Here is a 14,621-nt window from a genome sequence, read left to right on the forward strand (position 1 = left end):
TGAATTATTAATTTAAAGGGGCTTTGTTGCACAAAGCTGTTCTTAAGGGCTTCTTCGGCAATATAATTTCCAAATGAAGAAGCCTACACACCAAAATCTACCGCACAACCAATTGGCCCGCATATAACCGAGCTCTCATTAATCGTGGGAATATTGCCATTTGCTTCGATCCAAAAACACAATGGTATGCAGAACCACAAGGAAAACAAGGTCGAGTCAAACCTACTCCGACATAGCGATTCAATGCTGTTTGATGATCAAATCTCTATTTAGACTCACTTTACGCATGGTTACTGGTTTTGTTCAAAGCTTAATTAAACTTTGCGGATTAGATTGGACAGCTCCAGACTTCACGACGCTTTGTAGAAGACAAAAGTATATTGATATTCAAATTAGCTATCAAAAAAGTAATGATAGGCTTCATCTACTCGTCGACTCTACCGGTTTAAAGTTTCTAGGTGAAGGAGAATGGAAACGTAAGAAACATCAGCCTGAATATCGTCGCCAATGGCGTAAATTACATATTGGTATAGATGCTAAAACCCTACAAATACGCGTTGTTCAGCTTACAACCAACAACGTAAGTGATTCACAGGTACTTGGTGATTTACTTGATCAAATTCCGTCGGATGAACAGATTGATTCAGTCTATACAGACGGGGCTTATGACACAAAACAATGCCGTCAGGTCATTGCAGATCGGCAAGCGCATGCAGTGATTCCACCAAGAAAGAATGCCAAGCCTTGGAAAGATAAAAAAGTTCATTCGCTAGAGCGAAGTGAATTACTTCGAACAGTTAAACGCTTAGGCAGGACACTATGGAAAAATGGTCAGGCTATCATCGCCGAAGTTTGGTAGAAACCAAGATGCATTGCATCAAATTATTGGGAGATAAACTCAATGCTACGCACTTTCAAAGCCAAGTCAACGAGGTACATGCCCGTATAGCCATCTTAAATAAGTTTACGGAGCTCGGCCGACCTCATACCCAAGTTGTAACCTAAATTTGAGCAACTTAGGAAAGCTCTGCCGTCAAAGGCTTTATGCAACAAAGCCCTTTATATAATAAAATAAAAATCAGATTTAACAGGATCTGGAATGGATATATATGATTACTGGACAATTAAAATTTCAGCAATATTTATTTTTATTACTGTTATTACCTTCTTAATCAAGCAAGCAACACATTATCAGAAGAAAAAGGATGAAGCTGAACGTACTATGTTATAACTCAAAGCACTGCCTTCATATTTAGCAGATCTTGAAGCTAAAGATGCAACAAACTTAAGAAAAGACCTTGCATCAAAATACTTTGGTAAAAGTAATGACAATTCAACTTTAAATGAAATCGGAAATATTGTTAGTGAACAGTTGAAGAACTCTACTGAAGTTGCGAAGTCATCAGCCAAAGTTATCAAGGCTTTAACACCTCCTAAAACTTAAGCCATACTCTTTGACATATTGTTCGTACCTTAGATACTCACAATATCTCAGAAATGCTATATAGTTAACACAAATTTCTTTTTAATAATTATAGTTTGGGGTTAGTTGTGGCAGATAAGAAAGCTGAAGCTTTGAAGATTGTTGAGGAAGGTTTAAAAGAGTTAGAGTCTACAAAAGGTAGCGTAACTGTTGGTGTTCAGAAGCTTTCACGTGCAGCAAAACTTCTAGACAACGAAGAAGTTTGGACATGGTGTCAAGTCCAGTTGGGTAATACAAAATATACTAATGCTTTGGGCAAGCTCTGTAAAAAGCTTTCTACAGAGTATGAGAAAGAGAATAAAACTCAAAATATCTTTGATAAAAAATACAAGGAAGAGATTGAAAATATTAATAAACTAAAAATTCCTCTATTTGATATTAATGAAATTGTCCGTTATAAAAATAATTCGGAAGCTGCAGGTTTTTCATCAGTTGATTTCATAGAAAATAAATTAAATGTATTAATAAGAGAAAAGAAAGGTAACGACGGCTCTCACTACAAGAATCCCTTGCAATCACACTTAGCATATATCAAAAAATACACCTTCGAATATTTAACAGAGTTACATGACAAGCTAAAGTTTTCTGGAACAATTTCATCGAGTTTTGACTTACTGAAAGATGCAGTTGATGACCGTCTTCTCGATTTAGACCCTGAAATTGCAGAACAACTAATGTTAGCTTTTAAATCTGTCTCATCTGACAGTAAAGAAGAATGGTCGCATGCGCTAACAACATGCAGAAGATTATTAGAAAGTCTTGCTGACAAACTTTATCCTGCCAGCGACTTAGTAATTGGTAAGCGGACTTTTAAACAAAACCAGTTCGTAAATCGCTTATGGCAATTTATGAATGATACTATTGAATCTGACAGCAATCGTGATTTGGCTCAAATGCATGTTAACTATCTTGGTTCATGGTTGGAAAAAGCCAATAAAATTACGAATAAAGGCGTACATGACGAAGTCTCTCAACTCGAAGCAACTAAAGCAGTTTTTCATATTTATTTGATGCTTGCTGATCTACTGGACTATCTAGATCCATCTGCTGTTTCTAAGACTACTAAGCCTAAAATTACTGATGTGACACTCGATGAAATTGAAGCTCTACTTAATGTAAAGCGTGATGTTGCTAAAGCAATTGTTATTGCACGCGTCAAAAATAGCGGCTTAACTATTGAGCAACTTGCTGAAGTAAAAGGTGTAGGTCCTAAGACCGTGGCTACTGCGAAAGAAGTTTTTGAGTTTTGATTTATATAAACTTCAATAATGATTTATACTTCGTAAAATTTATACAAGTTATTGTTCTAACTTCAATTTTAAAGTTAATTAATACATGAAAAAATTAAGTGAAAAATGGTATACGAATCAAGCTATATCAGAGATGGATCCGTAAATTTGAACAACTCCTATAAGTGATATTCTGCTCCTCAAATGATGTTATAAACATCAATATATGGAGTATTTTATGGCACGTAGACCAAGAAGAAATCATTCAAATGATTTTAAAGCTAAGGTAGCACTTGCTGCGATTAAAGCAGAAAAAACACTTGCTGAATTGAGTGCTGAATTTGATGTTCATCAAAACCAAATTATCGACTGGAAAAATCAACTGATTTCAGCTTCCTCGCAAGCTTTCGATCAATCAAAAGCTCCAACAGAACCACCCATCGATCTAAAAAAACTACATGCAAAAATCGGTGAGCAGGCATTAGAAATTGATTTTTTAGAAGGTGTGTTGAAGAAACTGGGCCGCTTCAACCACAAAAGTTAATCGACGACTCACTTCAGATTTCAGTATCTAAGCAAGCTAAGCTGCTGAAAGTCTCCCGTGGTTGTTATTACTATCGCCCAAAACCTGTGAGTGCATCAGATCTGAAGCTGATGCGATGTATGGATGAGTTACATATGCAATACCCTTTTGCAGGTAGCCGTATGATGCGTGATTTATTGAATCGTCAAGGACATCATATAGGACGACGTCATACACGTACTTTAATGAAGAAAATGGGTATTCAGGCGTTATATTGCAAACCAAATTTAAGCCAGGCTAATCAAGCTCACCGTAAATATCCATATCTGCTCAAAGGGTTGGCTATTCAGCGCAGTAATCAAGTGTGGTCTACGGATATAACGTATATCCCTATGGCAAAAGGCTTTGTTTATTTATGTGCTGTGATTGATTGGCATAGCCGCAAGGTACTTGCGCATAGGGTATCGATTAGTATGGAGGTGGATTTTTGTATTTCGGCTTTAAATGAAGCGATTGAAAAATATGGTCGACCTGAAATATTTAATACAGACCAAGGCAGCCAGTTTACCAGTGATGCATTTATTGATGTATTGAAATCAAATGGCATTCAAATCAGTATGGATGGTAAAGGTCGATGGGTAGATAATGTGATGGTTGAACGATTATGGCGGAGCGTTAAATATGAAGAGGTGTATCTCAAAGCTTATAGCAGTGTCACAGATGCGAAAAAGCAATTAAGTGCATATTTTGAGTTTTATAATTTGAAACGACCTCATTCGAGTCTAGACAAAATGACACCAAATGAGTTTTACTATGATCAGCTACCCCAACAAAACAAGGTGGCTTAACTAGAGCGGAATATCACTTATAAATACGCTTTTAGTTGTTCAAACAAGTGGGACCACCTCTATCTATACGTCGGGAAATAGCTTGTAAGTTACGTAAGAAGAAAAAAACTAGTGCCTTTAATCAAGGTAAGAGTATTGTTTTTCCACATGCATTAAGTTTTCAAGATGCTAAATGTCGAAAAACACTTTTAAATGCTATTAATAAAATTCGTTATCCTCAAGAAGTGAAATCGGATGAACCACTTTATTTAGATTTTAATAAAGTTGGTCTTCTGATTGCTCCAGCGACAATTTATTTTTCACACGTATTAGAACAATTCCCTACCCAAAAAATCTTAAGTAGAGCTTCAAACACAAGTAACATTGTAAGAGCAATGTTCACTAAACTTGGGATACATGAACGTCTTGGACTACAGTCGTGTTATTCCAATCACGACATGGTTGACTGGTTTACATTTAGTGGAACAGATCTAACTTTTGGTAGTGATTATGATGAAATCGAAGAAGTCTTAGCGGAAAAGTTAGATGAAGAAACTTTCTTAATCGTAAATGATGCAATCTCTGAGGCAGTCAGTAATGTATTAAATCATGCATATGAAACTCATCAACGCTCTTTAGGCTGGAAAGTATCGTTACGAGTTACTGAAGAATATTTGAGTTTAGCCATTACAGATCTTGGTAAAAGTATTCCTGTAACTGTGCCAGATAGAATAGATGATCATATCTTGAATCGTCTAAGCAATATCTTTAACACAACTAATTTGTTAGGAATGGATGACGCTCAACTTATTGATATTGCAAGTGAGTTTAGACGATCTAATACAGAGGAAAGACACCGCGGCAAAGGCTTTGGTGATATGTTAGAAGTTTGTAAAAATGTTAAAAATTCAACTTTAATCGTCTATAGTAGAAAAGGAATATGGATGAGTAATGGTCAAGATTATAAAAAAATGGTCAATTACAAAGATGAAATAGATGGTACAATCATTTTCTGGAAATTGCCCTTAAATTCTCCTTTGGCAATACAGAGCATCGGCTCTAATGAAGTGGGAGATGGACATGAGTGACATGATTATTAACATCGCTACAGACTTTTACCCTCGCCCTGCTGGTCGTTTTTCAGCAGATGGTGAATATACTGGTGAAACTTTTAGAGATAAAGTTCTTACTCCTAAACTTGAAGAACTTCAAAGTGCTTCAAACGGTCATCTTATTATTGATTTTACTGGCGTAACTATGGCAGGTTCTTCTTTTCTCGAAGAAGCTTTTGGTGGTTTAGTTCGTAAAGGAAAATTTTCAAAAGATTTTCTGCAAAAAGTTCTAGTGATTAGAAGCCCTAGACGCCCAATTATTAAAGATCGTATTGAAACTTATATCAAAGAAGCTTAATGATTTTTTTTGAAATTACTCACTTTATAGCCAATATTTTTATTGGCTTTTTTAATTTTTTAACTTCGTCACTCATATTAAAGGTCATTGTCGGAGTCCCTGCCGCTTATGTTTTTTTTCAGCGAGTACATAGTCAGACCCAACAACGTGCATTTAAAGCCATTAGTGACGAACTCGTAAAAATTAATGATTTTGTGATCGAATTTATTTCTAAATTAGATGTTATTGAGCCAGATACTGAAATTGAAGCAAAAACCATATCTGAACTCAATGCATTAAAAAACAAAATCAATGCGCATATCATTTATACACAAGAATATATCCATGGCTTCCCTTACGGCGGCCCACTCAATCATGTGTACTTTTTATTATTTAAGCATTACTTATTTCCTAAACCCAAAAAAACTATTGATGACTTGGAATTTACTTATCAAGAATTGATTTTGAATGATACAGTTTTAAGTCTTGAGAAAGAGTTTATTGAAGATAAGAAATTAAAATTATTGGATGACCATACACTCAAACTGGATCAAGTCGTTATTGATAAGATTGTTTCAACTAGCCGAGCACTCTTAGAAAACCTTGAAGACAACACTCGAAAAATCCTTTAACTTTATTTAAATCCAATTACTTCCCCTCCTAACCACTCATTAATCGGATTCGCAATCCTTTACATGAGTGGTTCAATCTCCGCATTCCAATGAGCTTCTTGTGCTTCAGTAATTGACCCAAATGCTCTCGGCGGATTAAAATGATTTGAGAATTTAACTTTATAGTAAATGTTAGGCACAACCCTACTGACCTCCCCCTGATCCAGATAGGGAGATAAAAAGCTTAAAAGCTGCTTCTTAGAAAGAGCAACACTGATATCTTGAACAGAAAACACTGAGCCTGCTGATAAGTTTTTCAATTCAGTGACCACTCGTCTTTCAAGGTTGTCATCCATAGGCACAATCCGTCATCGTGCAATCTTTATTTCCGGCCAAATCGTTCCAATTCAGCTTCATTAAAATCCTCATTAAACATCTGCTTCACCCGATGCTCTCTTTTTAACGTTACGACAGTAGCGAAGAAACACGCCTCACATAAATGCAGTTCATACTGTTCTCCATTATGCTTCGACCCACTGCCCCAATTGGCTGACAGGACAGCATAATTCAGTTGAGTGGATTCCATACAAACATCACATAAAATATCTGTCGTTTGCTCTAAGTCTTTGTGTTGCTCTAAATATTCATGTTCTTTGCTTTCCACATTGGCCTCCTCATTGTTGATCCCTGTGATTATTTCAGAGACTGAACCAAAGCAATCAGGATCTCACCCTCTTGGCATTCACTGGGTGGAGGTAAACTCCGACCCTCTTCAAGATAGAAGTCTACACTGGTAAACAGCGCATCTTTGGCCATCTGTAGCGCATCCTCGAAATTGTCACCACAAGTCATTGCCTCGGGAATATCACGAAAAGAGACATTGTACGCTTGCCCTTCTTGTTCGAATTTTGCTGGATAAAACACTGGACTACACACCATGATTGAATTCCTTTAAATACTGATCGAACTATTCATTTCTTGTTTTAAAGCCCCTACCTCAGCAAGGGCCTGTCTTGATCACTATTCCGATCTTGTTATCTAAAATAATAACCCAGCGTATCGTCTTTTGAGTCTCCCCACCCTGTCCAGATCTCAGTCAGCTGGACATAATCCTGATTGATGCTTTTGACTTTGTATAAAAAGCTACGGGGTGGAGAGGTCTCATTGAGACGTACTTTTTCAATTAAGATAAAGGTCTTGTCATCCAACCATCTGACCCTAAGATGTAAGGGATCCTGACACTGTCCCAGTTCTGCATACATCGCCGCATCTTTGCCATTTTTGGAGAAGGACAAGCCCGCACATTGGACATCCGGGATGTCCATCACCAGACGTTTTCCGATCAGGCTTTCTTTGGCGCCCGCACAGGCCAAGCTTGAAAGGCTGAGACATAAGCCCGCTAAAAATATTTTTTTCATGATGCTACTCGTTATTTATTCAGTTGAAGCGGTGTAAGACATATTGTCAATAAAGCCACACTGTAATATGTGCTGTGATGGATTCACGGGATGGTCATACAGACTGATATAGGCAATCATGCTGCTCAGATCAGAAGCATCCCGTTTATAGTGCTGGGTATAGATGTAAATCTGTTTAGGGCTGTAACGTTTTCCGTTTTGAAAGACCTCCCCGTTAAACACTTTTAAATGTGGATACTGCTGAAAGACCTGATGGGTCTTGGTTCGTTTCTCATTGTCATGTGCTGAGGCTTGATCCCACTGCTGCTTAAAACGTTTAAATTGCTGTCCACTATAGTGACTGAACTGAATCTTTAACCCTTCCTCTAGCTTCTGCTTGGTCTGAGCCATGTCATCATTGCGATAAATCGAAGTACTTGCCCCAGCCACACTGACCTGCATCAAAGCCTCAATCCGTTGAATCGGATTGCGTTGATCGTTGGGTAAATAAACCTCTATCTCAGGACAATCCTCACAGTAGTTTTCATCGTCTGGATCATCCACAATGCTTGATTTTTGCTGAGTGTATTGCTGCTTAAATTGTTGTTGCAACGTTGTTAGCTTAGAGGCTGCGGTATGCGTCCAATCTCCCGTGGCCAATTGATTGCTAAACGACTGTTCTTGCTTGGCCCAATCCAAACAGTTTAAGCCCTGCTCTAAAGTCACAGGCTGTACAGTCGCTGCATTGGCGGTAGAAACAGGTTGCGCCACTGCAATTTGTAATGCCAGTAGTGAAGTGCTGGCGAGTAAAAATGGCCTCAGCTTAAATCTCATTGGATGATTCTCCTGATGCGCGTTGTTCTCCTGATAAGTGCTGTTCACTAGACTGATCATCAACTTTAAACCAGTAGGTATAGTCCTCAGCTTTTCCATCCACCAATACATTCTGCACATTAACGTCATAGATCACGTTGTATTCCATTGCGCTAAAATGGAATTGCAGATTATTGGCCACTAAACCATAGCTGATATTGTCATACTGGATGTTGCTGATCGTTTGGATGTGCTGATTATCCCGTCTCGTCACGGTTAGTTTCGCCTGAGAAAAATCCACCGTATTGTTGGCATAGGCATTTTGTGGATTGACTAATATCGACAGGGATAAAGGTTCAGTTTTTGCAAAGAATTTCTTTGGATAGGCATGATACGGATAAGCAATCACCCCTTTCGGCATCGTGGTGCTTAAGGTTTGTGATGCATAGGGATAGACCACTTTCATTGCAGCGCCTAAGATGGTCGATACGCTTTTAGCCTCGGTATTGGAGACTTCGCCATAGGCGGTTTTAGTCAGAAAGGGACTCAAGATATGACGTCGATGTCCAATGCTGCTCGAGTTTTTTTCAATCAACCAATTGATCAGATGGGTATCTGCACCGTAGCTGGCTAAAGGCTGATAGGCTTGAACAAAGTTCAAGTTCGATGTTGAAGCCCCTTGATAGCCAATGTCACTAAAACAGCGCCACGTACGGTCCGGATAGTGTGAGGTCTTTTCATTCACCGCCAGTAACATAGAGGCTTGCATCATTTGGTCTTCATAGGCTTGGTCATAGCGAACTTTCGGCAGATTGTGTAAGGCACGGATCTCATTCAGGGTATTGATAAACAGCTGCCGCTCCGCCTCACTGGGTCTCCCTGCCTGACAAGCATTCAGATCTTTATGCTCCTCTGCTTGCGCCTCAATGACATCCACCACCATCGTGCTATGCACAGGCAGAAGCTGTGAGGTTCCCGCCTGTGTCAGTTTTAAAGTACATTTTCCCACATCAAGGGCTTTGAGCTCGCCTTGTTCGAAGTCACAAATACTCGGACTTTCACTGCTAAAACTGAGGGCCAGATCTTGATCCGTCTTTAGGTTCAACTGATAGGCCTGACCTTTGAGAAAGCGCTGGAGCTGTAAGGGTTCAAAGCGTTGTGCTGTCTTGTTTTTACAGATCCCTTCTTGGAGATATTGCGTTTCAGAACACGTGACAGGCTGAGGTGAAGTACCGCCATCGTTTGCTCCATCCGTTCCACCACTATTGGAACCAGTGCTTCCGCCTGAACCACCACCGCCACATCCGACCATGGCCATACTGATGACCAGCATCAAGGTGCTGTTTCTAATCGATGCTATCCCCGTTTTTGAATGTTTCATCATTTTATTAGCCCTCTTATTCTTGGTTATTATTGGTAATGATCAGCCGACAGCAGTTGGCGTATTTCACTGGCCATTTTGGGGCTACGCCAAGGAAACAACACTTTGAGGCGGTAATGCGGTTTGAATTGATCGCGTGTTCCAATATTGACTTGGTATTCTCTTTTGACTGGGCTGCGATGTTCGTGATGGCGGATATGCGTTCCCGTCATCGGATTGCTGGTCACTGTGCTTGTATAAGAGACTTTGTCTTCAATTAAGTTGAAGTGACCGACCGACGTAATATAGTCAAAGGGGTATTTCACTAAACGCTGTTCGGGTTCATCAAACAGGATGATGGTTTTATGCTGACTGTTAATCCAGACCCCACGATTGTGATAATTCTCTGTACACGACAAATTTCACAGAACCCTTATCCTATCAGGGTTCTGCCTTCTTAAAATTGCCAAAATTTCCTTAAACTCTTCTTTTTTCCCAAAACCAATTAAACGCTGAATCGCCATTTGAACATAGTCTAAACCATAGCGAAATAAACTCATTGAGAGTCGTCCATGCTTCTTTATTTTTATCACTTTTTTTTGATCATGTTGCCATTCACCCGTTAAGTAACACCAACAGAAGCTTATAGCTAACACCGCAATCAATTTTTTCACTCGTCTAGGGTCTGTCAAGCGCGTATTTTCAAGATTAAACCCGCGTCCTTTGAGACAACTGAATAAGGTTTCAATTTCCCAGCGTAATGCATAATCCTGAATAGCATTGGCATTAAACTGAGGAGAAACGACGAGTAAAAGCTCTCCATTTTCTAACTGTAGTGCACTTATATATAGTTTCACCCGACCAACCAAAATCCGTCGTTTACGACATTCAATTTGACCAACTTTAAGATGGCGAAATAAATCACTAATTTTATGATTCTTTCCTAAATGATTGGTGACAATGAAGTTTTTTTAACACGAATGCAGAAGTTGATGTCTTGTTCAATTAACCATGTAAACCACTGCTCACCGATAAACTCTCTGTCTGCGAACACATTCACAATACGGTCTTTACCAAAAATGGCTATAAAGCGTTGAATCAAAGCAATGCGCTCTTTCGTATCTGAATTTCCACGTTTATTAAGCAATGTCCAAAGGATAGGTATCGCTATTCCACGATAAACGATTGCGAGCATCAGGATATTAATATTTCGTTTTCCCCATTTCCAATTGGTTCTATCTAAAGTCAGTTGCACTTGGTCGAATGAAAACATATTGAAAATCAACTGAGAAATTTGACGATAATCAAAATACTGACCTGCAAAGAAGCGCTGCATACGTCGATAAAATGATTGTGGTAAGCACTTGATGGGCAAGGCTTTAGATGCAGAAGAAAGATTACATGTTTGCTTTAAAATAATCACAAGCATGATGAGCGCAAAGCACTTTAAATGTGACTTGTTCCATTTTAGAGATTTGTTTAAGATAAGATATAACTCATTGAGATGTGTCATAGTATTCGTCGTTAGAAAACAATTATTATGACATTATTTCAATGAGTTATCTATTTTTGTCGTGTACAGAGGTGATAATTAAACTGTTCACCTTGACGGGTCAGTTGTTCCGTCATGCCTGCAAAATAGGTATTGCCATATTCATAGAAGTAATAGGTGATCACAAACCATAACAGCCAAATGCCAAAAAATAGAGAACCAAACCAGCCAAAGGAAAAGACTTTGGCCATAATTAAAAAGATGACGATCGGCGCCACGATGCACTTTATAAAAACTTTGGATTTTGGTGGGCGAGTTTCGATTGGAATGATTTTTGGTTGAGTGAATTCAGACATCATTGTTCCCCGCATGTTCAATGCAATTGACAATCACCAGGGGATATAAAAATAAGTATTTTTTATAGGCGTGATTGAGCCATCCACCTTAGAGATTGTTCGTATAAAAATGTTTTTTTAATACCGCTTAAAAATTAAAATCAGTGCGGTATGCCCTGTTGAATGACACAACAAGGTTGAACAGATGCGGAGGCACAATAAAGATTAGATGGATACAGCATGAGAAGCTCCTAGATGTGATAGAAGTTCTACCAAATTACTGCTAAATAATGGTGGCAGAACGAAAAGGGGTTAGCAGACTGATCATCTAGGAATCAGCACACCCGAAAGTGTCCCCCTTCCGTCCTACCATAGAAAAAAAGGGGGACGTGAAGATTCCCACATTCAGTTTATATCCAAAAATATAAACCTCATGTGCTAGATGAATCGGTCTGCTAAAACCGACTGGCAATGTAGGCCAGCGAGCTCATATTAGATTTATCCAGCGCTTTAGTCAATTTCGCGATACGATAAAATTCACATGATCGGCTTGAATAAATTCAGTTAAGTTATTGATTTCACCCATAAGCTCAAATTAAAACCATCGATGGGCTGATTTTGATGCTATGGATCGGTCTAAAATGAACTGCTCTTCTGTAATAAAATAAATGAATAAAATGATTGAATAGATCTTCACCAAACATTCACTTTTTTAAGTGGATCTGAAAAAAAGCCCTGCTGTATCAAACGACACATTCCTGTTCATCATAGGTAGACCTAGCCGTCAGACTTCCCCCAATAACTAAAGCTTAATCAATGAATTAATTAAATGTTGCGTTTTGTAAAAATAATCAAATATAGCGTTGACAGCTCACGGGATACGCAGATAAGCTTATAGGACACAGCAAAATCTGTGTTCAGGCGTAGGAAACCTGATACAATCTAGGTGCAAATTAATGTCGCACTCGCGGCTATTTTTTTGCCTACTGTTTTAGCAGTCGCTATGGCAGTTTGGCAGGACAACCGTAAGGTTGGCTGATCCTAGATTCAGTATTTCCTACTCCTGTTAAACTGCCACCATCACCGTAGGAAAGTGATGCTGGTAAGTATTTAAAACTTATCTAGGACCACTGCTATGAACGCTACTTTTCATGGTGCATACACTTGCACATCTAAAAAACAAGCCTCTCAACTGATTGTTGAACTTGGCAAAAGCATTTCAAATCCCCAGCGCCAAAGCTTAACCCATCTTTATCAAGCACTCGATACTGCAGACTCCATGCTGACCGAGCTTGAACATGCGCATCAGATTATTCGTCAATGCATGCGCCAGATGAATGATGAACAAATCGCTGAAGTCGCAAAACTCAATCAAAATAATCATACCCCTTCGCTCTGGGCATTTCGTACTCATCAACGTCAAAACCTGATTGAACGTGCTGAGCGTCTTTTGGGAGCACGTTATGTCCAAGCATAATCAGCATATTCTGCTGGCTCCCTCAGACTACCCTTTAATTGCTTCGCCTACGCTTGCAAAAGCGTATGGCGTCGCAGCCGCAACTTTCTTGCAAAAGCTGCATTACTGCTTAGAAAAAAGTGATGCTCAAGTCCACAAAGGAAAAAAGTATTGGTTTCATAGCTATGAGCAATGGCAACAAACCCTCGGGATCTATAGTGTCTCAACCATTAAACGGATCGTCGCTAAATTAAAACAGGCAGAGATTTTAGTAATTAAAAAGCTCTCAAAAAATAAATGGCTTCAAACCAACTTTTATTCAATTAACTATCGAAAGTTAAAGCAACTGATCCAGCCGAATACTGAAACTCAAGCTCAACCGCAATCGTCGGTGCAAATGACAAATACAACTGGTACAAAGCCTGAAAGAAGTACAAATCCACTTAAAGACACCCAAGCTTATACGCTAACGCAGTCAATTCAACACGCGTTTCACACTCTCAAAACTCAGACAGATACACCCACACAGTCCTTAAGACCAGCGAAAAGTTCCGTACAACCGAAAATTGTCATTTCTGGAAATACGACGGCACAAGGATTGAGTCAGCCACGCTCTCCAATTGCATCACATGAAATTTTGAAAAATATGAACCCTGATTATCGTCATTTTTATCAAGCGCTGTTGCAGCAGCGCGTTGATATTCATTATGCAGATCAGCGCATTCAGCATTTACTCAAACAGCAGAAACACGTGATTCGACATATTGCCTATATCAAACAGCATTTTTCAGGTCAGGATCGTTATCAATGGCATGCACTTGAGCAATTGCAAATCGACAGCTATTTAATCAAGTAAGCAAGTAAGCAAGTAAGCAAGTAAGCAAGTAAGCAAGTAAGCAAGTTCATCTTATCCAGATTGAACTTGCTTATTAGAAACTATCCTTACACTGAGAATCAAAATAAATTAGAAGTCGAAATCATTAGATTTTGGCTTCTGAACAATATCATTATTTTCATATTGATACTGATTTTTTCTGGACAATTCAAGCTGATACTCGGCTTGATGCAATTCATATAAATTCGCTTCTCGAATCTCTTTAACTGTTTGCCTAACCATTTGAATTTTTTCTTGAATATTCGGATCTTTACTATGTAAATAATGCCTCGGTATTTGCGGAACATCTTTTAAATTTGTCCCATTTTTTTGATTATAATCTTCATTCGATAAACATGAGACCTTATTTTCGACGTGGAACTTAATTCCGTAGATCTCCACCTCTTTAATGGGTGCATATTCTTTTAAAAATTTATTTATGACATTTTCTGTGATTTTTCGATAATGATTAATTTGATGACGACCGAGACCAATTACATCTGCTGTTAGTTTCTTGGCACCGCCTCTCTCAGGATTCTTTGGACAGTGTCTTTGAAAATACAGTTCTGGTGTTCGTTCAATGCCATCATAAATACTTCGCTCTGAATATAATAAATGTAGGTGTGGTTGTTCATAACGCCCATCTAGGGTTGAAACATGATTGTGGATGGCAAAGCTGTAGGGCATCTGATATTGACCGCAGAATTCATATATAAGTTGATTTGATAAATCTATCCGCTGCATATAATTGAGTTCTTTCGGCAGAGCCACGGTAATATGCGTAGATGTCCTCCCCTTCATACTTTCATATGGCTTTGTTGCACAAAGATTT

General features: G+C 38.7%; 16 protein-coding genes and 3 pseudogenes. 9 read left to right on the forward strand and 10 right to left on the reverse strand.

Going from position 1 to position 14,621, the window contains the following annotated elements:
* Positions 1-73: 73 nt before the first annotated feature.
* The 7 genes and pseudogenes from AC4CUX_RS17645 (at position 74) to AC4CUX_RS17675 (ending at position 6,083) form a co-directional block, all read left to right on the forward strand.
* Positions 74-1,005 (forward strand): annotated as a pseudogene (locus tag AC4CUX_RS17645) (IS5 family transposase).
* Positions 1,006-1,099: 94 nt separating this feature from the next.
* Complete coding sequence (locus AC4CUX_RS17650; RefSeq protein ID WP_004981702.1) at positions 1,100-1,231, forward strand: hypothetical protein; 132 nt, start codon at positions 1,100-1,102, stop codon at positions 1,229-1,231.
* A 320-nt stretch (positions 1,232-1,551) separates the two neighbouring features.
* Entirely contained in the window at positions 1,552-2,733 is a 1,182-nt protein-coding gene (locus AC4CUX_RS17655) for a ComEA family DNA-binding protein (protein ID WP_004981704.1), read from the forward strand.
* 217 nt (positions 2,734-2,950) lie between these two features.
* A protein-coding gene (locus AC4CUX_RS17660; RefSeq protein ID WP_227555099.1) for an IS3-like element ISAba14 family transposase occupies positions 2,951-4,083 on the forward strand; the annotation gives its coding sequence in 2 pieces (ribosomal slippage) (positions 2,951-3,203 and positions 3,203-4,083; 1,134 coding nt in all).
* 35 nt (positions 4,084-4,118) lie between these two features.
* On the forward strand, positions 4,119-5,150 hold the full coding sequence (locus AC4CUX_RS17665; protein WP_490792586.1) for an ATP-binding protein: 1,032 nt from the start codon (positions 4,119-4,121) through the stop codon (positions 5,148-5,150).
* Positions 5,143-5,472 (forward strand): STAS-like domain-containing protein, encoded by a 330-nt coding sequence (locus AC4CUX_RS17670; protein WP_004981725.1) that lies wholly within the window; start codon positions 5,143-5,145, stop codon positions 5,470-5,472. The genes AC4CUX_RS17665 and AC4CUX_RS17670 overlap by 8 nt, the downstream gene beginning before the upstream one ends.
* Complete coding sequence (locus AC4CUX_RS17675; RefSeq protein ID WP_004981728.1) at positions 5,472-6,083, forward strand: hypothetical protein; 612 nt, start codon at positions 5,472-5,474, stop codon at positions 6,081-6,083. The genes AC4CUX_RS17670 and AC4CUX_RS17675 overlap by 1 nt, the downstream gene beginning before the upstream one ends.
* A gap of 59 nt (positions 6,084-6,142) precedes the next feature.
* On the opposite strand, the gene AC4CUX_RS17680 is transcribed toward AC4CUX_RS17675, so the two are convergent.
* The 9 genes and pseudogenes from AC4CUX_RS17680 to AC4CUX_RS17720 all read right to left on the reverse strand — a co-directional run.
* Positions 6,143-6,418 carry a hypothetical protein gene (locus AC4CUX_RS17680; protein ID WP_227556882.1) on the reverse strand — a complete coding sequence of 92 codons (276 nt, stop codon included), beginning with the start codon at positions 6,416-6,418 and terminating at the stop codon, positions 6,143-6,145.
* A gap of 26 nt (positions 6,419-6,444) precedes the next feature.
* Complete coding sequence (locus AC4CUX_RS17685) at positions 6,445-6,726, reverse strand: hypothetical protein (RefSeq protein ID WP_201706570.1); 282 nt, start codon at positions 6,724-6,726, stop codon at positions 6,445-6,447.
* A 29-nt stretch (positions 6,727-6,755) separates the two neighbouring features.
* Positions 6,756-7,001 (reverse strand): type II toxin-antitoxin system HicB family antitoxin, encoded by a 246-nt coding sequence (locus tag AC4CUX_RS17690; RefSeq protein ID WP_201706571.1) that lies wholly within the window; start codon positions 6,999-7,001, stop codon positions 6,756-6,758.
* A 95-nt stretch (positions 7,002-7,096) separates the two neighbouring features.
* Positions 7,097-7,480: a hypothetical protein gene (locus AC4CUX_RS17695; protein WP_078390424.1), complete on the reverse strand. Its 384-nt coding sequence runs from the start codon at positions 7,478-7,480 to the stop codon at positions 7,097-7,099.
* 15 nt (positions 7,481-7,495) lie between these two features.
* Positions 7,496-8,293 carry a hypothetical protein gene (locus tag AC4CUX_RS17700; protein WP_201706572.1) on the reverse strand — a complete coding sequence of 266 codons (798 nt, stop codon included), beginning with the start codon at positions 8,291-8,293 and terminating at the stop codon, positions 7,496-7,498.
* Positions 8,283-9,656: a CAP domain-containing protein gene (locus AC4CUX_RS17705; protein WP_201706573.1), complete on the reverse strand. Its 1,374-nt coding sequence runs from the start codon at positions 9,654-9,656 to the stop codon at positions 8,283-8,285. Before AC4CUX_RS17705 ends, AC4CUX_RS17700 begins: the two co-directional genes overlap by 11 nt.
* 26 nt (positions 9,657-9,682) lie before the next feature.
* A pseudogene (locus AC4CUX_RS17710) lies at positions 9,683-10,042 on the reverse strand (hypothetical protein); the annotation flags it as partial.
* A 12-nt stretch (positions 10,043-10,054) separates the two neighbouring features.
* Positions 10,055-11,145 (reverse strand): IS4-like element ISAba1 family transposase gene (locus tag AC4CUX_RS17715; protein WP_155118754.1). Its coding sequence is split into 2 segments (ribosomal slippage): positions 10,055-10,605 and positions 10,605-11,145, totalling 1,092 coding nucleotides; the frame shifts between segments, so codons are not numbered across the junction.
* Between the two features lie 74 nt (positions 11,146-11,219).
* Positions 11,220-11,480 (reverse strand): annotated as a pseudogene (locus AC4CUX_RS17720) (hypothetical protein); the annotation flags it as partial.
* Positions 11,481-12,594: 1,114 nt separating this feature from the next.
* On the opposite strand from AC4CUX_RS17720, the gene AC4CUX_RS17725 reads away from it, so the two are divergent.
* Both AC4CUX_RS17725 and AC4CUX_RS17730 read left to right on the forward strand, forming a co-directional pair.
* Positions 12,595-12,936, forward strand: coding sequence for a hypothetical protein (locus AC4CUX_RS17725; protein WP_131230081.1), 342 nt, complete (start codon positions 12,595-12,597; stop codon positions 12,934-12,936).
* Positions 12,923-13,771, forward strand: a complete 849-nt coding sequence (locus AC4CUX_RS17730) for a hypothetical protein (RefSeq protein ID WP_201706575.1) — start codon at positions 12,923-12,925, stop codon at positions 13,769-13,771. Before AC4CUX_RS17725 ends, AC4CUX_RS17730 begins: the two co-directional genes overlap by 14 nt.
* A 108-nt stretch (positions 13,772-13,879) precedes the next feature.
* Here the strand turns inward: AC4CUX_RS17730 and AC4CUX_RS17735 are convergent, their stop codons facing one another.
* Positions 13,880-14,590 (reverse strand): MobA/MobL family protein, encoded by a 711-nt coding sequence (locus tag AC4CUX_RS17735; protein WP_227556883.1) that lies wholly within the window; start codon positions 14,588-14,590, stop codon positions 13,880-13,882.
* Positions 14,591-14,621 lie beyond the last annotated feature (31 nt).

The organism is Acinetobacter sp. 231_lipA (assembly GCF_058243005.1).